Origin of the sequence: Flavobacterium sp. (genome assembly GCF_017744675.1) — a bacterium.
In the GTDB taxonomy this organism is placed as follows: domain Bacteria; phylum Bacteroidota; class Bacteroidia; order Flavobacteriales; family Flavobacteriaceae; genus Flavobacterium.
Map to the genome: position 1 here is coordinate 212,656 of NZ_JAGIAV010000006.1, position 20,767 is coordinate 233,422.

General features: G+C 36.6%; 9 protein-coding genes. 1 reads left to right on the forward strand and 8 read right to left on the reverse strand.

From position 1 onward, the window contains the following. Positions 1–2 precede the first annotated feature (2 nt). Positions 3–2,204: a xanthine dehydrogenase family protein molybdopterin-binding subunit gene (locus J7574_RS19710; protein ID WP_290972712.1), complete on the forward strand. Its 2,202-nt coding sequence runs from the start codon at positions 3–5 to the stop codon at positions 2,202–2,204. A gap of 562 nt (positions 2,205–2,766) precedes the next feature. Here the strand turns inward: J7574_RS19710 and J7574_RS19715 are convergent. The 8 genes from J7574_RS19715 to J7574_RS19750 all read right to left on the reverse strand — a co-directional run bounded on the left by J7574_RS19715 (position 2,767) and on the right by J7574_RS19750 (position 20,344). Then, positions 2,767–3,330 (reverse strand): DUF2911 domain-containing protein, encoded by a 564-nt coding sequence (locus tag J7574_RS19715; RefSeq protein ID WP_290972714.1) that lies wholly within the window; start codon positions 3,328–3,330, stop codon positions 2,767–2,769. Positions 3,331–3,435: 105 nt separating this feature from the next. Further along, a complete protein-coding gene (locus J7574_RS19720) occupies positions 3,436–5,235 on the reverse strand; it encodes a glycoside hydrolase family 2 protein (RefSeq protein ID WP_290972717.1) in 1,800 nt (599 codons plus the stop codon). A 197-nt stretch (positions 5,236–5,432) separates the two neighbouring features. Further along, the gene (locus tag J7574_RS19725) at positions 5,433–7,844 is read right to left on the reverse strand and encodes a glycoside hydrolase family 2 TIM barrel-domain containing protein (protein ID WP_290972719.1); all 2,412 of its coding nucleotides are present in this window, start codon (positions 7,842–7,844) and stop codon (positions 5,433–5,435) included. 109 nt (positions 7,845–7,953) lie between these two features. Further along, positions 7,954–9,129 carry a glycoside hydrolase family 88 protein gene (locus J7574_RS19730; RefSeq protein WP_290972722.1) on the reverse strand — a complete coding sequence of 392 codons (1,176 nt, stop codon included), beginning with the start codon at positions 9,127–9,129 and terminating at the stop codon, positions 7,954–7,956. A gap of 483 nt (positions 9,130–9,612) precedes the next feature. Then, entirely contained in the window at positions 9,613–11,133 is a 1,521-nt protein-coding gene (locus J7574_RS19735; RefSeq protein ID WP_290972725.1) for a RagB/SusD family nutrient uptake outer membrane protein, read from the reverse strand. 12 nt (positions 11,134–11,145) lie between these two features. Beyond that, on the reverse strand, positions 11,146–14,148 hold the full coding sequence (locus J7574_RS19740; protein ID WP_290972727.1) for a TonB-dependent receptor: 3,003 nt from the start codon (positions 14,146–14,148) through the stop codon (positions 11,146–11,148). Between the two features lie 216 nt (positions 14,149–14,364). After that, positions 14,365–18,456 carry a two-component regulator propeller domain-containing protein gene (locus J7574_RS19745; RefSeq protein WP_290972730.1) on the reverse strand — a complete coding sequence of 1,364 codons (4,092 nt, stop codon included), beginning with the start codon at positions 18,454–18,456 and terminating at the stop codon, positions 14,365–14,367. A 259-nt stretch (positions 18,457–18,715) separates the two neighbouring features. Then, positions 18,716–20,344, reverse strand: coding sequence for a hypothetical protein (locus J7574_RS19750; RefSeq protein ID WP_290972732.1), 1,629 nt, complete (start codon positions 20,342–20,344; stop codon positions 18,716–18,718). Between the last annotated feature and the right edge of the window lie 423 nt (positions 20,345–20,767).

The window sequence follows — 20,767 nt, forward strand, 5'->3', positions numbered from 1 at the left end:
TTATGAGCAAGACAAGTAATATTAATAGAGTTGACGGATTTGCTAAAGTAACGGGCTCTGCAACTTATTCAGCCGAATATAAAACACCGGGTGTGGTTTACGCCTGCCTTGTAGGAAGTACAATTGCAAAAGGAAGAATCAAAAGCATTGATACTAAAAAAGCCGAATGGGCGCCAGGAGTTTTGGCAGTAATTACCCATTTGAATGTAGACAAGCCTTCTGGATATCAGAAAGCAAAAGACAAACATAATTTTGGACAGCCGCTTCAGATTTTTAAAGACGATTCGGTTTTGTATTACGATCAGCCAATTGCTTTGGTGATTGCCGATACTTTTGAGCGTATGCGTTATGCAGCAAGCTTGATTAAAGCAGATTATCTTAAAGAAGAACATTCGACAGAACTTAAAAAAGCAGCGGAAAAAGAGAAAAAAGTAGAAACCGATAAAGGAAATGATTACCATCGCGGCGAACACGATGGTTATAAAAATGCTGAGGTTATTTTGGAAACAGAATATACGATTCCAACCGAAGTTCATAACCCGATGGAATTAGCAAATATCATTGCCAAATGGGATGGGAATAAACCGATTTTATATACCAAAAGTCAAGGTGTTGAAGGAACGCGCCGAAGCGTAGCTGGAGTTTTTGATGTTCCAGTAGAAAATGTTGAAGTGCATGCAGAATACGTTGGAGGTGCTTTCGGTATGGGACTGCACACGTGGCCGTATGAAATTGCAGCCTTGATTGGTGCGAAAAAATTAAATCGTCCCGTAAAATTGGTTTTGCATCGCGAACAGATGTTTACCAATGTCGGTTTTAGACCTTACACCATTCAAAAAATGGGATTGGGCGCTACGAAAGATGGAAAATTGACTGGATTGACGCATGAAGCCGTTGCTATGACTTCGAGTTACGAAGATTTTATGGAAGGAACGGTAAACATGTCTCGATTTATTTACGATTGTCCGAATGTTTCTACGCGTTACAGAATTGTGCCTTTAGATACTTGTACGCCAATCTGGATGCGCGGTCCAGGAGAAGCAACAGGTTCTTTTGCTTTGGAAAGTGCCATGGACGAATTAGCATATAAATTAAACTTAGATCCGATTGAATTCAGAAAACGCAATTATGCTGAAAAAGATCTGGAACAAAATAAACCGTGGAGCAGCAAATTTCTTTTAGAATGTTACGAAGCAGGAATGGAACGCATTGGCTGGAACAATCGTAAAAATGAACCAGGTTCTGTAAAAGAAGGAAGCTGGCTCGTAGGTTACGGAATGGGAACGGGAACTTTTGGCTGTTATCGAAGTCCAACTTCGGTAAAAGCAAAATTCTTAGCCAATGGAGATTTAGTGCTGCAATGCAGTGTCAACGATATGGGACCTGGAACAGCAACAATGATGACGGCAATTGGAGCCGAAGCAATTGGTTTGCCTACTGAAAATGTCATTATCGAAATGGGTAAAAGCGGGTTGCCGAAAGGTCCAACGCAAGGAGGATCGGCAACGACTTCATCTGTGGGTTCTGCAGTGCACGATGCCTGCAATTTATTGGTAAACAAAATAATCGAAATAGGAAGCAAAAATGCTGCTTTAAAAGGAATCGCCATTACAGATCTAACTTTTGAAAATGGTGCTGTTTCTTCTAAAAAAGACAAATCAAAATCGGTTACGTTAGCCACACTTTTGAGCAGTAATAAATTAGAAGATTTTGAAGTAGAAAATCTTTCTAAAGCCGCCGAAGAAGCTAAGAAATATTCGATTTATTCGTTTTCTGTTCATTTTGTAAAAGTACTTGTGAACCCGAATTTGGGTAAAATCAGATTGGCTCATGTGGTTTCTTGCGCCGATATTGGAACCGTTATCAGTCAGAAAACTTCTGCTGGACAAATGTTTGGTGGAGCAGTAGGTGGAATCGGAATGGGATTGATGGAAGCGTTAGAAATCGATCATCGTTTTGGTCGTCCAATCAATAATAACTTCGCCGATTATCATGTTCCTGTAAATGCAGATATTGAAAAGCAGGAAGTATTTTTCGTAAACAAAAAAGATCCAATCAGCAACCCAATGGGAACAAAAGGTCTTGGAGAAACAGCTTTAGTAGGAATGGCACCCGCAATTGCAAATGCGGTTTTTAACGCCACAGGAAAACGCGTGAGAGATTTGCCAATTACATTGGATAAGATTTTAGAAACTATTGCATAAATTTTTAGCTACAGATTAAAGAGGATTAGAAATGATTTTTATTATAGCCGCGAATTACACAAATTAGCACGATTTTTTTTTCTAATTGATAATTTAAATTTGTGGGAATTTGTGTAATTCGTGGCAAAAAAAAAGTCGCAAAGCTTAAAAAAAAGGGACATTTATAATGTCTCTTTTTTAGTTTCAATAAGACAAAATATGTCGCTCCTCTGGAGCTTTAGTTTCATGACTTAGAATTTTCTATAAATATTAAGCTCCGCTGGAGCTACTAAATGTTCTAAGAGAGTCCCAGCGGGATGAAATATTTGTAGAAATCAGTTTCTTCCATTTCTAAAAGCCCCAGCGGGGCGATATAAATCGTTATTGTAAACAATCTAAATCAAACATAGCCCAAGGTTTCAACCTTGGGAACGTAATGTGAATCTCTTCCTGTTTATTCCGCATGTTTCCCATGGTTGAAACCATGGGCTATGTTCTGAAAATATTTGTCTAAAACATAGAATAAAAAAAGAGACATTTTTTTGATGTCTCTTTTTTTTATTTGATTATGATTGTCAATTTATTATTTAACAGTAATAGGCAATTCAACCGTTGTTTTATCCCATCCAATAACTAAATTAGCGATATTACCTTGAGCTGTAAATGCGATAGATAAAGCTTCAATCGTTTCGCTTACAGATTTAACTGGAACAGAAACTCTCACAACATCTTTGCTTTCATCATAAGCATAACTACCCCATAAATCTATTTCTTTATTGATGATAATTGTCCATTTATCTTTTTCTGGAATAGCAAATAAACTGTAGTATCCCGCAGGAACTTTTTTACCACCAATTGTTACGTCTTTGTAGAATTTGATTTCTGTATTTTCATTAGCGCCAACTCTCCAAACCTCACCAAATTTTACTACATCGCCAAAAATAGTTCTTCCTTTTGCAGAAGGTCTTGCATAAAGAACTTTGATAACTGGATTCGGATTGTCCGTTTTTTTGAATTTAACGGCTTTGTTTGGGAAATAAGAAATATCAACCGGACTAGCATCAAGAGGAGCAAATTTTACTATATCTTGTGCCTGAACTGTAAAAGCAGCAAACAATGTAACTGCTAGTAAATAAAATTTTTTCATAGGATTACAATTTTTAGATTAACTACAAAGTAAATTAATAATGAAGAAAAATCATATAATTTACAACCTGTTTTTTGTTAATGAATTGATAATAGGTGTTATAATTTATTGCTCCTTTTTCTTTTTGGCGTACCAATCCTGCATGATATAAAACGCTTTTTTCTTTTCGCCATCATTCGAAATTAAACCTTTACGATTGTAGCCGTCCTGAATTCCTGGCAGCAGTCTTTTCGGTGATCTGAAATCAACCAGAATCCACGGACTTAATCCGCTTAGGTGTGGAATCTTTTCGATCATTTTTAAATTCTGAATGTATAAATATTCCTGATATTCTTCGGTCCAGCGCTCGTTTTTCTCTCCGTGGAAACCTGCTTTAGCATCGCCTCCAAATTCAGAAACAATAATCGGTTTGTTGTATTTTGATTTCCAAGTGATTTTTTCGGCATCTTCTAGATTTCCGCCGTACCAGCCCAAATATTGGTTGAAAGCCACAACATCTAAAACTTCACCAATTGGATCATCAATGGTTTCTTTTTTAGTTAATAAAGCAGCGCTGATTAATCTTGTGTTATCTAAAGATCTTGTGTGTGAAGCTAAGTTTTTAATGAAAGTATTTCTAGCATCAGAAATCGGAGTTTCATTTGCCATAGACCAAATAATAATACAGGCTCTGTTTTTGTCTCTCGTGATAGAAGCAGTTAATTGATCTTCGGCATTTTGATACGTATTTTTATTCGTGAATTCGACAGTCCAATACACTGGAATTTCTTCCCAAACCATGATTCCCATTTTATCAGCTTCGCGAATGATATTTTCGTTATGCGGATAGTGCGCCAAACGAACATAATTACAACCTAATTCTTTTGCCCAGTTTAGCAAACGCAAAGCATCTTCGGGAGAATTAGCACGTCCGCCTTTAGCATTTTCTTCATGAATCGAAATACCGCGTAGAAAGATTGGTTTTCCGTTTAGCAGAATTTTGTCTTCTTTGGTTTCGATGGTTCTAAATCCAATTTGATCTTTTAATTTTTTTCCGTTAAAGTCAATCGTTACTTCATATAATTTCGGATTTTCGGGTGACCAATACGAGATTTTTTTAGCAGGAATTTCGAAGTTTAAAATTCCCTTTGCATCCGCTTTTCCTTTATAATTGATTTTCAATTCCGGAATAGAAATCGAAACATTATTCTGAGAAGCTTCTAAATTATTGATTTTAATAAAACCAGAAATAGCATTGGCATTACCTTTTTTCAGCTGAATGCTATAATCTTCTACAAATGAAGCTTCTTCTTCAATCAAAGTCACATCGCGTGTGATACCGCCATAATTCCACCAATCGGTATTGACAGTTGGAACATCTTCTTTATGGCGCGTGTTATCTACTTTTATAACCAGATAATTGTCTTTTGGCTGTACGATTGAAGTCACTTCATAATTAAATGGTGTAAAACCGCCTTCATGAGTTCCCAGTTTTTTTCCGTTCAAATAAACATCAGCCTTATAATTGATGGCTCCCAAATATAAAAACAGACGTTTCTTGACAGCCAAATTATAATTGAAAGACTTTTTGAACCAAACATTTCCTTCGTAATATTTCAGTTCAGGAATCTGTGAATTCCAATCGCTAGGGATATTGATTGTTGGTGATTTATCAAAATCGTATTCTACCAGTTCCTGTTTGTTTTGAGCATGATAATTGGTAAAAAATGCTCCTTTGGCTGGTTTTTCACTTTTATCGTATTGATCTAAGTGAAAACTGTAAAACCCAGTTTGATAGGGATCGACAATATAATTCCAAACTCCATTTAGTGAAGTGATGTTTCGGTTTGGGACGTTAGAAATTAAACCTTGCGACTGTCCAATTGCGAATGATGTAAGGAATAATAATGTTAGAATTTTTTTCATTTTGTAATCTTGTTTGCGTAATATATGTCGTTCCTATGGAACTTAATTGGTGTGACGTAATTAATTCCACCGGATTTCATCCGGTGCTACCGATCTTTCGTTCCTAACGGAACTTTTTTATCTTTTTAATCCATTAATCTGCGGTATAAAAAACTTAGAATCTTAGCACCTTAGCATCTTAGAGTCTTAGAATCTTTTTACTCAATAGGAATCTTTAAATATTCCCCTTTAAAACTTTGATTCAAAGCTGTCATTTCGATTGGAGTATTAGAACCGTCAGGAATCACTTCGATAGACGCTTTTCCGTTTGCCATTCTGATGGATTCGCTTCCGGTTGGTGTTCCTTGATTTTTTAGTGTTTTTCCTCCCTTTAAACATTGAAAATAAACACTTGCTTCATAATCCAAACAGCGTAAATTGTTATTGTCTACTGCAATTGCGGTTACTAAGTAATTCCCGTTTTTTAGCTTCTCTGATGACAATTGTAATGAAACCGCCGTGTCATTTTTATTGAAACGGTAATTCACTTTCAAGGTATCAGAAACTATTTTTCCTTCTTTTGTTTTTCCAATGGCAATTAAAACATTTTCACCTTTTGCAAAATTGACATCCCAAGTTAAGCCATTTGCAGGATAAAGGGAAAGATTTCGCTGTTTTTCTCCTAATGATTTTCCGTTATGGGATAAAGTCACTTTATCGCAGTTACTAAAAACACTGATAGTTCTCGGTGTATTTTCAGGTCCTTGACGTTCTGCCCACGTATGCGATTCGATGTAGGTGAAAGGTGCTGTCGCCCAATAACTTTTGAAAACATAATATGCGTCTTTCGGAACTCCATTTCTGTCTGTAAGTCCTTTTTGGTTCATGTACGGAATGTCATCTTCTGGACGTAATGGCGTTGCAAAATCCTTAAATGCCCATTGAATATTCCCTACAAACGTTGGGTCATTCTCGGATATATGCAAATGCCAGTCAAACAAATCAACTATATAATTTTCGCTCCAGTCACCAATTTGTGCTATGTTTGCCACTTTTGTCTGAACAATCGCTTCTTCCCAACCTTCGGCTTTTATGACATTTTCTCCTGTAACCGGATTTTCGCTGTGACGACCTACGTGGCTGTCTCCGCCATATTCGGCATGAATAAAATGTTTGTATTCTTTTTTGTAAACGTCAATTGCTTTTTGATAGCTTTTGTAGCTTCCAGAATACCATCCTGACCAAATAGAAGGGGAGAAAACATCTACAATATGCGAACCTTCATAATATTTTCTAATGGCAGTTTTTCTCGTCGGATCTAATTTGTGTGCGATATCATTCAATTCGGTTAAAAACGTATTTGTTTTTTCTGCATTATCGCCATCAGGAAAATCGGGAAGCCAGTTGATTTCGTTTCCTAAAGACCAGATTATAATACTCGGATGATTGTAATTTTGATTGATGATTTCTTCCAGCATATTTTTGGTGTTGGTTTTCCAAACCTCATTTCCAATTCCGCCACGGCACCAAGGCAGTTCATCCCAAACCAATAAACCCAATTCGTCACACGCTTTATACACTTCTGGATCTTGCGGATAATGTGCCAATCGCACAAAATTTGCACCCATATCTTTTATCGATTTCATGTCGGCCCAATGCTGTTCGTTGGTCATTGCGGCGCCAACTCCAGCTTGTTCTTCATGTCGATGCGTTCCGCGAATCAGGAGACGTTTTCCATTAAGGTAAAAAGGGCCGTGATCTTTAAACTCAAACCATCTAAAACCAACTTTTTCAGAAACGCTGTCTTTGATTTGATTTTTTTCGGATAAAGAAGCCGTCAGTTTATATAAATTTGGTTTTTCGGTATCCCAAAGCTCTGGGTTTTTGATGTTTTCGAAAGTAATGGTTGCAGTTTTATCTGAAACTGAAATTGTTTTACTTGCTACTTTTTTGCCTTTCGGATTTTTTAAAGTTATCGTTAATGATAACTCTTTTGAATTATCAGGATTTATGATCGAAGAAACAACTTGTACAGAAGCTTTTTTAGCTGAAACTTCGGGAGTTGTGATTTTGATATTGCCGATATGATTTTTGTTTTTCGAAACCAACCACACATCACGTGTAATTCCTCCGTAAATAAAGAAATCGCTTTTTTGAGATGGAATAATTTCGATATCATAACTGTTGTCTACGCGAACAAAAATGTCGTTGTTTCCTTCTTTGATTAGTTTAGTAATGTCGATCGAAAAGCCAATGTAACCGCCAATGTGCGAACCAGCTTCCTTACCGTTTACATAGACTTTAGTCGTTACGTTTGATCCTTCAAAATACAAAGAATAAACCTGATTTTGATCGATTTTAGGAATATTGAGTTTCTTTTGGTACCAGCTGGCATCACGTCTGTACCCAGGTACCAAATCAGTGGCATCTTCGGCATTCCAAGTGTGTGGTAAATTTAACGAAACCCAATTTGAAGCTTTTTGTGCTTCGTTGAGGTTTGAAGTATGATTTTCTAAATAAAGCCAATTGTCGTTAATGTTCATTTTTGTCTGAGCAAAACTGCCCAGACAAATCTGAAACAAAACAAAAAGTGCAAAAATTGAGAATGTATTGTTGTGTTGTTTTTTCATAGGTTATTTTTTTAGTGACAAAGGCTCAAAGTGACAAAGGCTCAAAGTGCCAAAGAGACAAAGTGACAAAGGCTAAAAAAATTTGTCACTTTGTAACTCTGTTCCTTTGTTACTTCTTCCTCAAAAGTGCTTCCAAAAAATAATAATCGGCATAGATTATTGGTTCGTCTATCTCGTCGTGTTTTGGCCAGTTTCCAGTGCTGTGATCCAATAGGAATGGTGCTTTGATTTGTGTATCCAAAATATATTTTTCTGTCTGTACTGAAGCCATTAGTTTATCAGCGAAAGTCAAATAACTTTTATTTTTAGTATAAGTATACAATTCGTATAATCCTGATGCCATAACCATTGCGGCAGAAACATCGCGTGGAGCATTTGGAATACTTGGGTCTTTTAAATCCCAATACGGAATTCCGTCTTCTGGCAGGTTTTTATTGGTCATAAAAAATTTTGCCGTTCCTTCGGCTTGTTTTAAATAGGCAAGGTCTTTTGTGTATCGGTACGACATAGTGAATCCGTAAACTGCCCAAGCTTGACCTCGAGCCCAAACCGAATCATCGTTGTAACCCTGAAGTGTTGTTTTCTTTTGTACTTCGCCTGTAGTGGGGTTATAATCGATAACATGATAACAAGAGTTGTCTTCTCTAAATTGGTTTTTTAAAGTTGTATTGGCATGTTGAATCGCAACATCACGGTATTTCGGATTTCCAGATATTTTAGAGGCTTCAAATAGCAATTCTAAATTCATCATATTGTCGATAATTACCGGAAAATCCCAGATCTCTTTGTTGAAATCCCAAGAACGTATAGAACCCACTTTTGGATTAAACCTTGTGCATAAAGTTTCGGCGCCTTTAACAATTACGGCTTCGTATTCTTTCTTGTTTTCCACTTTTAGAGCTTCTCCAAAACTGCAAAACACTTTAAAACCTACGTCATGCGAATTACTATTGACACTTTCCTTTTTGCTGAAAGGAGTCCATTTTTGAGCTTGTTCTTTGTATTTTGAATTGCCTGTAAGTCGGTACAATTGCCAAAGGTTTCCAGCAAAAAAACCGCTTGTCCAGTCTCTCGACGGCACTTTGCGAATCTCAAGGGTTTTGGTATTCATACTTCTCGGCATCGACATCGAATCGGCTGGATAATCTAGCAGCATTTTGTAACGCGTCTCTAGTTTTTCAGCCGCTGCTGATGCGGTTTTGGTTTGAGGGTTAATCCCAGGCTTGCATGCCGTTACCAGCGATGCAAAGCCTAGAATTAGAGAAATGAAACTGACATTCTTCATATTAAAATAATATATATTGTGATATTTGGACGCGGATTGGACGGATTTGCTATCGCAATCCCGATAGCTATCGGGAGCGGATTTAAACGGATTTTTTATTTCACGCAGATTTTTCAGATTAAAGCAGATTTAAACAGATTATTTTAAAATGCGTTTAAAAAATATTCTCTCGCTCCCGATAGCTATCGGGATTGCAGATTTTGGAGATTTTTTATTTCATCTAATACGCATTGATTGTAATTAGATCTGCTTAATCTGCCAAATCTGCGGGAAAACTAAATCAGCGTTATCTGCTAAAATCTTTTTAAATCTGCGTGAAACCAAATGCGCTGATTTTTTCTCTCGCAGATCTCGCAGATTTGGCTGATTTTTTTTCAAGCAGATTAAAATTAAATTTAATCTGCTCAATCTGCTCAATCTGCGGGAGAATAATTATGCATTAAGCAATAAATAAAATCCGTTTCATCCGCGTCCTAAATACGATTAATAACCAGGATTATTCGGTTTTAAATTCGGATTAATAGCCAATTCTGTTCCCGGCAATGGCCATAAATAATCCCTATTTGGATCAAAATTAGCATGCGGTTCTAAGCCGTTTGGTCCAAAAACTTCTGGTCCGATTTTTAGCCTTTTAATATCGTACCATCTCACATATTCAAAAGCTAGTTCTAATCTTCTTTCGTCGATCACCATTTTTCTGAAATTAACTTGAGATAATCCAGGCGTTACGTTTGCTGGAAAAGAAACCAATTTTCCTGCTTTGTTTCTTGCTCTAGCGCGAACGCGATTTACGTAACCATCGGCTTCTGTTGTTCCTGGATTAATTTCATTTAAAGCTTCGGCAGCCGTTAATAAAACTTCAGCAAAGCGCATGGTAATGTAATTATGCTGCGAAGTTCTTCCGTTAGCACCTGCTTTTCCCGGAAAACGGAAATATTTCGCAATATGCGGACGAGGCGCTTTTTCGTTGTCGCTAGAAGGATAAACTTGAAGCGATCCGCCTGGACCTGTTTTCTTTCTGATGATCGTATCAAAACTTACCGCTCTTCTGTAATCTCTCTGATCCCAAGTGTTGAACACTTTTAAGGAAGGAACAGCAACAGAGAAACCTTGTCCGTAGCTATAACTGTCATCTTTTAACGATCCTGTAAAGAACGCTGTATAATCCTGACCGTAATTTCCTGATGTTAAGTTGTTAAAGTCGATTGTAAAAAGAGGTTCTTTTAAAGAAGCCGTTTTAGTAGCATTAAATAAATCTTGAAAATCGGCATCTAGTCCTAAACCAAATTTCGCTTCATTTGTAATGACATATTTTGCTTCGTCATAGGCTTTTTGGAAATTTCCTAAAGTAAGGTACACAGAAGCCAAATATCCTGCAGCTGTACCTTTTCCTGGAACTGCTTTTACTTTTGGTTTATCATCTAGCCACTGTTTTGCAAATTCTAAATCGGCAATAATTTTCGGATAAACATCTGCTTCTTTGGTTTTATGCAAAGAGTTTACTTGCGACACATCATTCACCACAAAATCAACATACGGAATATCTCCGAAAAGACGAACCAAATGATAATAGGCAAAAGCTCTTGCAAAATAAGCCTGTGCTACAATAGCGTTGACTTTTGCTGGATCTCCAGGTGTTTTTTTAGCGCCTTCAATCGCCTGATTTGCTGCTGTGATAATAACATAAGATTGAGGCCAAAAGTTGGCTACAAGAGCATTTGTATCATTCATAGACATGTCATTTACGTCGATACGCGCGGCTTGCGTCGTTCTATCGCCAATATCGGCCATATCGTCGCGAAGCATTAGGGCAATTGTAAATTCTCTTCCCCAATAATTGTTGTGGGCAATATTAGCGAAAGCTCCATTTACAGCGGCCTGTAAATCGTCTGTGTTGTTGAAAAAGTTTTCTGGACGAATAATTCCTACTGGTTTTTCTTCTAGATCAGAACAGCTGAAAAAAGCGAGTGTTCCAAAACAAAGAAGAGCTATATATTTTTTCATAGTTGTATTAGATTAAAATTTTAAATTGAATCCTGCTGTAAACGTTCTTACGTTTGGATATCCTCCGTAATCCAATCCTAAATAAGTGTTGCTTCTTGAATTAGAATCGTTTAGATAGTTTGTTTCAGGATCTGTTCCAGGATAATTGGTAATTGTCCAAATGTTTTGCGCACTGATATAAAAACGAACTTTGCTTAATCCCATTTTTGCAACTATTTTTTCGTCTAAACTGTATCCTAAAGAGATGTTTTTTAAACGGATATAACTTCCATCATAAACAAATCGTGAAGTAATTCTTTTCGTTCTTGCTGCATTTGCAGGAACATTGGTATCGGTATGAGTTGGTGTCCAAGCATCTAAAACCTCAGTTGTAGCATTATTGTTTCCAGAAGCCAATTCCATCAAAGTATAATTTAAGATTTGACCTCCTTGCGAACCTTGGAAGAAGATATTCAAGTCCAGATTTTTATACGTGAAATCATTGTTGAACCCGAAGATGAAATCTGGGTTCGGATTCCCGATAATGGTTTTATCCTGAGAATCCAATTTTCCGTCACCGTTTACATCTCTGAATTTCTCACCACCTGGAGCCGTTTCAAAGTTTCCTGGCAAAACGGTTTCACCTTGCTGAATTACACCATCATAAATAAATCCGAAGAAAGAACCAACAGGCTGGCCAACTCTTAAAATCTGCGACTCTGTAGCTAAGAAATGTCCAGGAGCAGAATTGATTAATAGATCTTTGTTGTCAGCTAATTTCAACACTTTATTTTTGTTTGAAGAAATATTGAAGTTCGTCGACCAAGTAAAATCGGCACCGATAAAGTTGCGCGTATTAATTCCTAATTCCCATCCCTTATTTTCCAATTCTCCCACGTTTTGGAGCTGAGAAGCAATTCCAGAGATTCCTGGAAGCGGTCTGTTGAACAATAAATCTTTGGTGATCGTTTTATAATAATCTGCTGTAATGCTAATTCGGTTATCAAACAAACCTAAATCAATTCCGTAATCCTGCTGATAAGATGTTTCCCATTTTAAGTTCGGATTATCCAATGAAGTCAGCTGTACCGCATTGGTAATCACGTCGCCGCTCACAAAATAAATTTCAGAAAATCGAGAAAGAGTAGAGTAGGCACCGATTGAAGGGTTTCCTGTTGCTCCATAACTCGCTCTTAATTTCAAGTTAGAAACCGTTTTATTGTCTTTTAAGAAGTTTTCTTTGCTAATGTTCCATCCAATGGCTCCCGAAGGGAAAGTTCCGTATTTGTAATTTTTACTAAAACTTGAAGAGCCGTCTCGTCTTGCAGTAAACGTTATCAAATATTTATCAGCATAATCAAAATTTAACCTTCCGAAAGCAGAAATCAATTCCGTTTCAGATAAGCCAGAATCAGGTTTTAAGAAAACGGTTCCAGCGCCTAAATTTCGGTATGAATTGGTATTCGTTAAAAATCCTCTAGAAGCAGCATACGAATTTTCGTTTTTGTTTTTCTGATAAGAATATCCTCCCAAAACCGTCAACATTCCTTTGTCGATAATTTCACGTTTGAAAGTCAGATAATTCTCTGTTAGGAAAGAAGAAAATCTGGTATTGTTTACAGAAGCTTCTCCTTTGATATTTTTTCCTGCAATTAAAGTAGAAGGGATAAATCTTCCTGTTTGCGAATTGTTGTCTGTTAAACCTAAAGTAGTTTTAAAATCAAGATCTTTTGTGATTTGGTATTGGGCAAAGAAGTTGTTTCGATTTACGACAGAAACCGTTTCCAAGATATTTTCCATTGCGGTTGCGTATGGGTTGTCAATATCGTCTCCAATTGGAGCAGTGGTGGTATACGTTCCGTCTGCATTGTAAATTCCTTTATCAGGCATAAAACGATAAGCTGAAGCAATTACACCAGCGGCACCAGTTCCTCCAGCGCTTGTCTGGCTCACAATTCCTTCTTTGTTTTGTTTGCTTGTAAAAGTGTTTAAACCCACTTTAAACTTTGGCGATAAATCGGCTTCAAGATTACCTACAATAGTGTATTTGTCAATTCCAGAATTGATTACCACTCCATTTTGATTGAAATACGTTCCAGAAACATAATATCTCACGCTATCCGATCCGCCAGAAAAAGACAATTGCGTATTCGAAATCATTCCTTCACGATAAATAACATCTTGCCAATCTGTATTTGCAGGACCTTGTGTATGAGTAGTAAAACTTTTTCTGTAAGCAGCAAACTGATCTGCGTCTAACAAATCCAATTTATTATTTACCGACTGAATAGAAGTCGAATTACTGAATTCTATTACAGGTTTTCCCGCTTTTCCTTTCTTGGTTGTTACCATAATAACCCCATTCGATCCGCGAGATCCGTAAATTGCCGTTGCCGAAGCATCTTTTAAAACTTCAATAGAAGCAATGTCTTGTGGAGCTGGCATAGAAACTCCTGCAAAGCCGTCAACCACAATCAGAGCGTCTCCGCTGGCATTAATTGAGGTTCCTCCACGAACTCTGATTTTTGTAGGAGCTCCAGGCTCGCCACCATTATTAGACATTACCGAAACACCCGCTGCACGACCTTGCAAAGCCTGTTCTGCATTTAAAACAGGATAAGCCGTCAGTTCTTTTGCTGTGACAGAAGAAACAGATCCTGTAATGTCGCTCTTTTTACGCGTACCGTAACCTACTACAATAACTTCGTCCAGTGCTTTTGTGTCTGGTTTTAAACTTACGTTGATAACATTTTTAGTTCCTACAGGGACTTCAACGGTCTGAAATCCGACGAAATTGAAAACTAAAACAGCATTTTTCTCTCCTACAATTACCGTATAATTTCCGTCCATATCGGCAGAAGCGCCAACAGAGGAGTTTTTGATATATACATTAGCACCAGGAAGTCCGAGTAAATCTTCGCTGGAAGTTATTTTTCCAGTCACTTTTCGTTCTTGTGCGTGCATCACGATATTTGCCAGTAAAAAAGATACCAGCAAACACCATTTAAACGATTTGTTTTTTTGGTTTGTAAACATTCATTTTTTGGTTTTAAGGTTAATAAGTTAGATAAAGTAGAAAAGCAATAAACTCATTCCGATTATGAGGATTACAAATAGAATTTGCAGCAATAAGAAATTTGTTTTTTTGATTTTCATATCGCAAATGTATAAGTGGCAAAAGAAATAGAAATACAAAAAAGGGTATCTAAAAATACAGATACCCTTTTTAAAGCCTTTAAAAATACGGATTTTCTAAAAAGTGGCCGAAGATTTATAAAATTTGTCGGCGTATTGAGAGGGAGTTTCTCCGTACTTTTTCTGGAAGCATTTGCTAAAGTATTTCGGATTGTTGAAACCGACTTTATAGCTGATTTCTGAAACCGTCAATTTATTTTGTTCTAATAATTGAGCCGCACGTTTTAATCTGATTTCGTGAATAAACTCATTTGGCGTGCAATTGGTCCAAGCTTTAATTTTTAGAAACAGCATGGTTCGGCTTACGCCTAATTCTGAACAGAAAAACGGAATATCAAATTGTTCGTTTGAAATGTTTTCTTCTACAATTTTAAAAGCTTTTTTCAAAAGTTCTTCATCTAGAGAAGAAACCGTGATTTCTGACGGAATAAAACTGTCTTCGCTTGAAAATTTAATTCGTAGACGTTCCGTTGTGTTGAGAAGATTTTTTACGCGAAGCCTGAATTCCATTAAATTAAAAGGCTTACTGATGTAATCATCGGCTCCGCTTTCCAATCCTTCAAATTTGTAAACCAATGATGATCTAGAAGTGAGCAGAATAACCGGAATATGACTGGTTTTAATGTTTTCTTTAATTTTCGAACAAAGCTCTGTTCCAACCATTTCAGGCATAATCACATCACTGATAATCAAATTCGGAACAAACTTCAACGCTTTTTCTAAAGCGATTCTGCCATTTTCGGCTTCAATAATGTTGTAGTCTTTTTTGAGAAGATTTTTCATGAACTTTCTCAAGACTTTATGGTCTTCAACAAGTAGAATAGTCTGTTTTTCATCGTTCACAATTAAGTCTTCGATGTCATCATTTTCAACAACTTCCGATGATTCCAATTGGGCTGCATATTGCGCCACATCATCACTGATTTTAAAATCAGGAATAATTTCGCTGTCCAAAAGATGTTCGCGTCCAAGCGGCAAAGTCACTTTAAAAATAACGCCTCCCGTTGTTTTGTTGGTAACATCAATTTTTCCTTTATGCAGTTCTACAATGTTTTTTACGATCGAAAGGCCAATTCCTGTTCCTTTATTATAATTCTTCTGAACCTGATTGTGCATCGGAATTTCAAAAAACAAATCGAAAATTTTATCAATATGTTCTTCAGAAATGCCCACGCCAGAATCTTCAACAGCAATAAAAAGATTCTGCTGATCGTGATTGATTTTGACTTTGATAGAACCACCTTTTGGAGTGTATCTAAAAGCATTTGAAATCAGATTATAAAAGACACGCTCCAATTTATAGCGGTCAAAATATACCAGAATTTCTTCGTTTTCAGTTTCAAATGTATAGTCGTAACCGCCGTCTTTGGCATATTCGATAAAAGATAAAAAGATTTCTTTGGTGAATTTGACAATATTTCCGTTTGCAGATTCTAGCGTAACTTGATGATTTTCTAGTTTTCTGAAATCCATTAAGCGGTTAATCAAACTCAACAGATGATTGGCGCTTCCTTCAATAACCAGAAGCTTTTTGTACATTTCGTTGGTTCCGTTATAATCGGCTAAAATTTGCTGCAACGGACCTAGAATCAAAGTTAAAGGCGTTCTGAATTCATGCGAAATATTGGTAAAGAAGTCTAGTTTCAGTTTGTTATTTTCTTCAATTCGCTGCGTTTCCAGATATTCCAGTTCCAATTTTTGTTTCAGTCGGGCTTTCGATTTCATAATCCAAATCAAACCGTATAAACCTAAACCAATTACAATTCCGTACAACATAAATGCCCAGATACTGCGCCACGGAGCGGGATTTACAATAACAGTTAAAGTTGCAGGAGTCTTATTCCAAACGCCGTCGTTATTTGCTCCGCGTACTTCAAAGGTATACGTTCCTGGGTTCTGAATAGCAAAATTAACCTCACTGTTTTTCGTAGTTGTCCAGTTGTTTTCTAAACCTGTTAGACGATAACTATATTGATTGTTTTTGGATCGAATGTAATTTGGAATTGCAAAACTGATTGAGAAATTCGCTTTGTCGTAATCAAGGGTTATCGTTTTGGTAAAACCGATGCTTTTTTCTAAAATTCCGTCTTTATCATGCGCATTTACTGTTTCGTTTTTAATTTTTAAATCGGTAATTAGAACCTGAGGAGCATAATGGTTTAAGGAGATTTTTGTGGCATCAAAAAAAGTTGCTCCCGACGGACTTCCGAAATAAAACTGATTTGAATCTAATTTTAAAGCCGAGTTATCATTGAATTCGTTACTCGCTAAACCGTCTTTCTGATCGTAAATTGCGATAGACTTCTTGATTGTATTGTATTTAATGATTCCTTGATTGGTACTGATCCATAAGTTTTTATCGTCATCTTCTAAAATAGAATGGATGGAAGTAATGACGCTGTTTCCAACTTTTAGATTGACTGGATTGAATTTTTTTCCATCAAAATAATGAAGTCCTTTTGCTTTTGTTCCGACCCAGATTTTGTTTTGGGAATCTTGAAACAAAGTCAGGATATCATCACCTGATAAAGCTGAATGATCGTAAAAGAAATGCTGTATTTGGTATTTCTTCGGATTAAAATTTTGAAGCGGAATGCGATTTAGACCATTTTGTGTTCCTACCCAAAGGAAGTTTTGACTGTCAACTAAGATTGTTCTTAGAATATTGTTGGTTAAAAAAACAGGTTTGGTGTTGTCGTTTCCAATAGAATCAAAAGTTTTGCTGACCGTATTGTAGCGAATCAGTCCTTTTCCAAAAGTGCCAATCCATAAAATAGTGCCTTCTGTTTTTAGAGCATATACGCCGCTGTCTTTTAGCAAAGCGGCTAAGTCTGACGCAATTCGGTTGTCTTCTATTCGTTTAGAAACGGTGTTATAAGCCGATAATCCTTTAGAAAAAGTCCCAATCCATAAAATATGATCGTCTGCCAAACACATGGCTTTGATGTCATTTTTGTTGGCTTGCCCAGTCGTGCTGTTAATATAATTTACAGCTTGGGTATTTTTATTGTAAATCGTGATTCCTCCGCCTTCAGTACCAAAATAAATGTTCTGGTTTTTATCTGCAATGATCGAACTTACCACATCAAAACTCATCGGAATCTTTTTAGAATTCTGATTGTAATTGGAGAAATTAACGTTTGAAACATCCCAAAGATTTACTCCTTTGTAATAACATCCGATCCAAATGGAACCTTTTTTATCCATAAAAACGGACTTTACTTTGTCGATTCCGTTGTTATTATTGGTGTTGTTAATTTTCTGCAGACTTTTATCTTGTCCTAAAATATAAATTCCGTCGTAAGCGCCAACCCATAAAGCGCCTTGTTTGTCTATTACTAAAGAACGAATATCCGTATTGATTTCGCGGTATTTGTCGGCAGGTAAAAACGAAACAAAAGCCTTTTCTTTTAAGTTGAATTTTAAAAGCCCTTTGTTCTTTGTTCCCACCCATAAACTGCCATCTTTGTCTTCGATTACAGATTGCACATTAAGTAAATCTGTTGTGTTTAACGGATAATTTTTAAAGCTGAATTTTCCGTTAATTCTATCTTTCAGCTGACATAAACCTTTTGTGGTTCCGATCCAGATTTCGCCATTTTTAGTTTTTAGAATGTTTAAAATATTATTGCTCGGAAGGGTAGAAGCATCATCATCTGAATGAAAAACGGAAGTGAACAATCCTGATTTTTTGTTGTAAATCGTTAATCCTTTTGAAGTTCCGAACCACATTTCGCCGCCAATTTCCCTAATGCTCCAAACGGCATTATTACTGATCGTATGATTGGCTTTGGTATGAAGATATCTGGTAAAACGATTCGAAACAGGATCGTAACAGTTTAAACCATTGTAAGTTCCGACCCAGATTTTTCCCGAATTGTCTTCTTCAATCGCTAAAATATCATTGTTGCTGATGGAATATTTATCAGTAGCATCATTTCTGAAAATCGTAAATCGGCTTCCGTCATATTTGTTTAAACCATCGCGGGTTCCAAACCACATTTGCCCCAATTTATCCTGATGAATAGCAATGACAGAACTCTGTGAAAGCCCATCAGTTGTGGAAAAATTTTTAAGGCGGTATTTATTTTGGGAAAATAGATTCCCGAAAACAAATACAATTGTGAGAAAAGCTATTTTATATTTCATAGCGTTTATGTTTAATTTTTTTTAGCCACGAATTGCTTCGCCAATTCGCTGTCGCTCGAGTCACGAATTTACTCTAATCTTTAGGACTCGATTTATGTGGTATTTGTTAGCTGCAAATCCACGAATTATTCGCAATCTTAATTTGAATAATTCGTGTGTATTTAACCATTTCAACACAAATAAAATCAATTTAATGGATTAGAGAAAATTCGTGAATTCGTGGCGAAAAAATCCTTGCAAACTGTAGCAGATATTTTGGCTATTTTAAGCGTTTTTTTAACTGATAATCATACAACGAAGGAATTTTTTCGATCGGCATATTCAAAAATTCAATATAAGGATCAATATCGTATTTGATTTCGAATTTTGCATTTCCAAGAACACCAATAATTCTGGCTAAAGCACCGTCTTTCATTCCGTATAGTAAAACTGGTTTTGAAGTATCTGGATTCTCAACTTGAACGTTTAGATTCCAAAAAGTGCTGAAAGGTCCGTGAGAAGGTTTCCAGTATTCAGCGCCGCCTCCGCCAAACAAAGCGTAACTATTGTTTTTATCAGCTTTTAAATGAACGGTAATATTGTCAAACAAATTTTGGTGATTGGCTCCAGAATGCTGGTCTAAAACAGGATCTGTAAATATTTCACAATCTTTATAGACGTTTTTAGTCGCAAAAGTATTGAAACTTAAGGGATGAACAGCAGAATTATATATTTTCAGATTTTGAACCAAAACGTTATGTACTCCGCCTAAAGTTACGGTATAATGCGCCAAATGTGGGCCGTCGGTTGTTATATCTTGAATCGTTATGTTAGAAACTTCTTCGGCTAAAATGCCGCTATCAGCATTGGTGATTTTAACATCTTTAACCCAACTATTGAAAAGACGAGTCAGGAAAATCCCATTATTGCCAGGTTCAACATGATGCGCTACTCTCGGAATGTCAGGAAAAGTAAAACGAAGATGCTCAATTCCGACTTCGTTTAAATGTTTCCATTCTACCAACTGTGCCTGATAACTTGGTTTAACCGAAATGGTTAATGGTGTTTTTAAGGTAATTTTAGAGCCTGAAATTTTAGTGATTTCAACCTGCTGTCTCACAATTGGCAGCTTTGGAAATTTCCAATGATGAGAACCAGGCTTTACTTTGGCTCCTTGATATAAATCTTTAATGATTTCGCCGTTTTCGCCATCTTTATTAAACAATTGCAATTCGACAATATCTCCAACTTTCAAGTCTTTTACATCCGAAACGGTTATAATATGTTCGCCCATTTTCCCCGAACTGACTTTCGCCAACGGATTAGATTCAGGTTCGTATTTATCGAGATACGATTTTACACGTTCGCCTGGAACTTGCGTCCATATAAAACCGCCCGACCATGCGTATTGCGAAAAAGGAAGATCGATATTGTTTTCGGGTTCGCGCTGTCTTTTGTCGAAAGTAGTGAGATATTCGCGGAGTTCAGCCAAGACTTCCGAATCTTTAAGATACATCATCGGTCTCGGACAATAAATCTCGGTTCCATTTTCAGTGGAACCAGCACCGCGTAAGACAAAATTGCTTCTTTCGATGTAGAGAATTTCGCTAAGAATAATTCGTCCTGCAGGCAATTGCAAAATTACGTTTCCTTCAACGGCATTAGCTACTTTAAAAGCTTTTAAAAGCGCTTTTGAATCATCTAATTCGTCATTGGCTTTTACTCCAAAATCCGTGGCATTAATGACCTTTCCTTTGGCTTCAGGAATTTGGCTTTCGCCGAAATGATATCCTGCGTAACTGAAATCAGGGAGATAATTGGTTTTGGATGTAATTATTTTAGGTAATTCCTGCGCCAATAAAGTATTCATGAAAAGACCGCAGGATGTAAGAAGGATTTGGCGAATCATGGTTTTGTGGTTTTTGTGGTTAGTTAGTTTTTTTGAGAGTTTGCTACTAAGGCGCTAAGGCTTTATATAAAAACTTTGTGTTCTAGTCTCGCAAAGACGCTAAGTCGCAAAGGTTTTGTATCATTAAGTCACGAATTTTCTTCTCTCGCAGATCACGCAGATTTAGCGATTTTTTTCTCATAGCCAATGGTTTCAACCATTGGAACGCAACGTAAATCACAATACATTTCCCAAGGTTGAAACCTTGGGCTATGTTTGCTTGTATGTCTTAAAAACTTTGCGTCTTAGCGCCTTTGCGAGATTAAAAAAAACAAGTTTTATTTTATTTCACGCTCCCGATAGCTATCGGGATTAAAATGATTTAAGCAGATTGCACAGATTTATTAAATTTAAATCTCATTAAAATCTGCATAATCTGCAAGA

What these genes read in the sequence shown, in the direction of transcription:
- J7574_RS19710 (WP_290972712.1), top strand. Translation starts at nt 3, where the DNA reads ATGAGCAAGACAAGTAATATTAATAGAGTTGACGGATTTGCTAAAGTA.
- J7574_RS19735 (WP_290972725.1), bottom strand. Translation starts at nt 11,133, where the DNA reads ATGAAAAAATATATAGCTCTTCTTTGTTTTGGAACACTCGCTTTTTTC.
- J7574_RS19750 (WP_290972732.1), bottom strand. Translation starts at nt 20,344, where the DNA reads ATGATTCGCCAAATCCTTCTTACATCCTGCGGTCTTTTCATGAATACT.
- J7574_RS19715 (WP_290972714.1), bottom strand. Translation starts at nt 3,330, where the DNA reads ATGAAAAAATTTTATTTACTAGCAGTTACATTGTTTGCTGCTTTTACA.
- J7574_RS19730 (WP_290972722.1), bottom strand. Translation starts at nt 9,129, where the DNA reads ATGAAGAATGTCAGTTTCATTTCTCTAATTCTAGGCTTTGCATCGCTG.
- J7574_RS19725 (WP_290972719.1), bottom strand. Translation starts at nt 7,844, where the DNA reads ATGAAAAAACAACACAACAATACATTCTCAATTTTTGCACTTTTTGTT.
- J7574_RS19720 (WP_290972717.1), bottom strand. Translation starts at nt 5,235, where the DNA reads ATGAAAAAAATTCTAACATTATTATTCCTTACATCATTCGCAATTGGA.
- J7574_RS19745 (WP_290972730.1), bottom strand. Translation starts at nt 18,456, where the DNA reads ATGAAATATAAAATAGCTTTTCTCACAATTGTATTTGTTTTCGGGAAT.
- J7574_RS19740 (WP_290972727.1), bottom strand. Translation starts at nt 14,148, where the DNA reads ATGTTTACAAACCAAAAAAACAAATCGTTTAAATGGTGTTTGCTGGTA.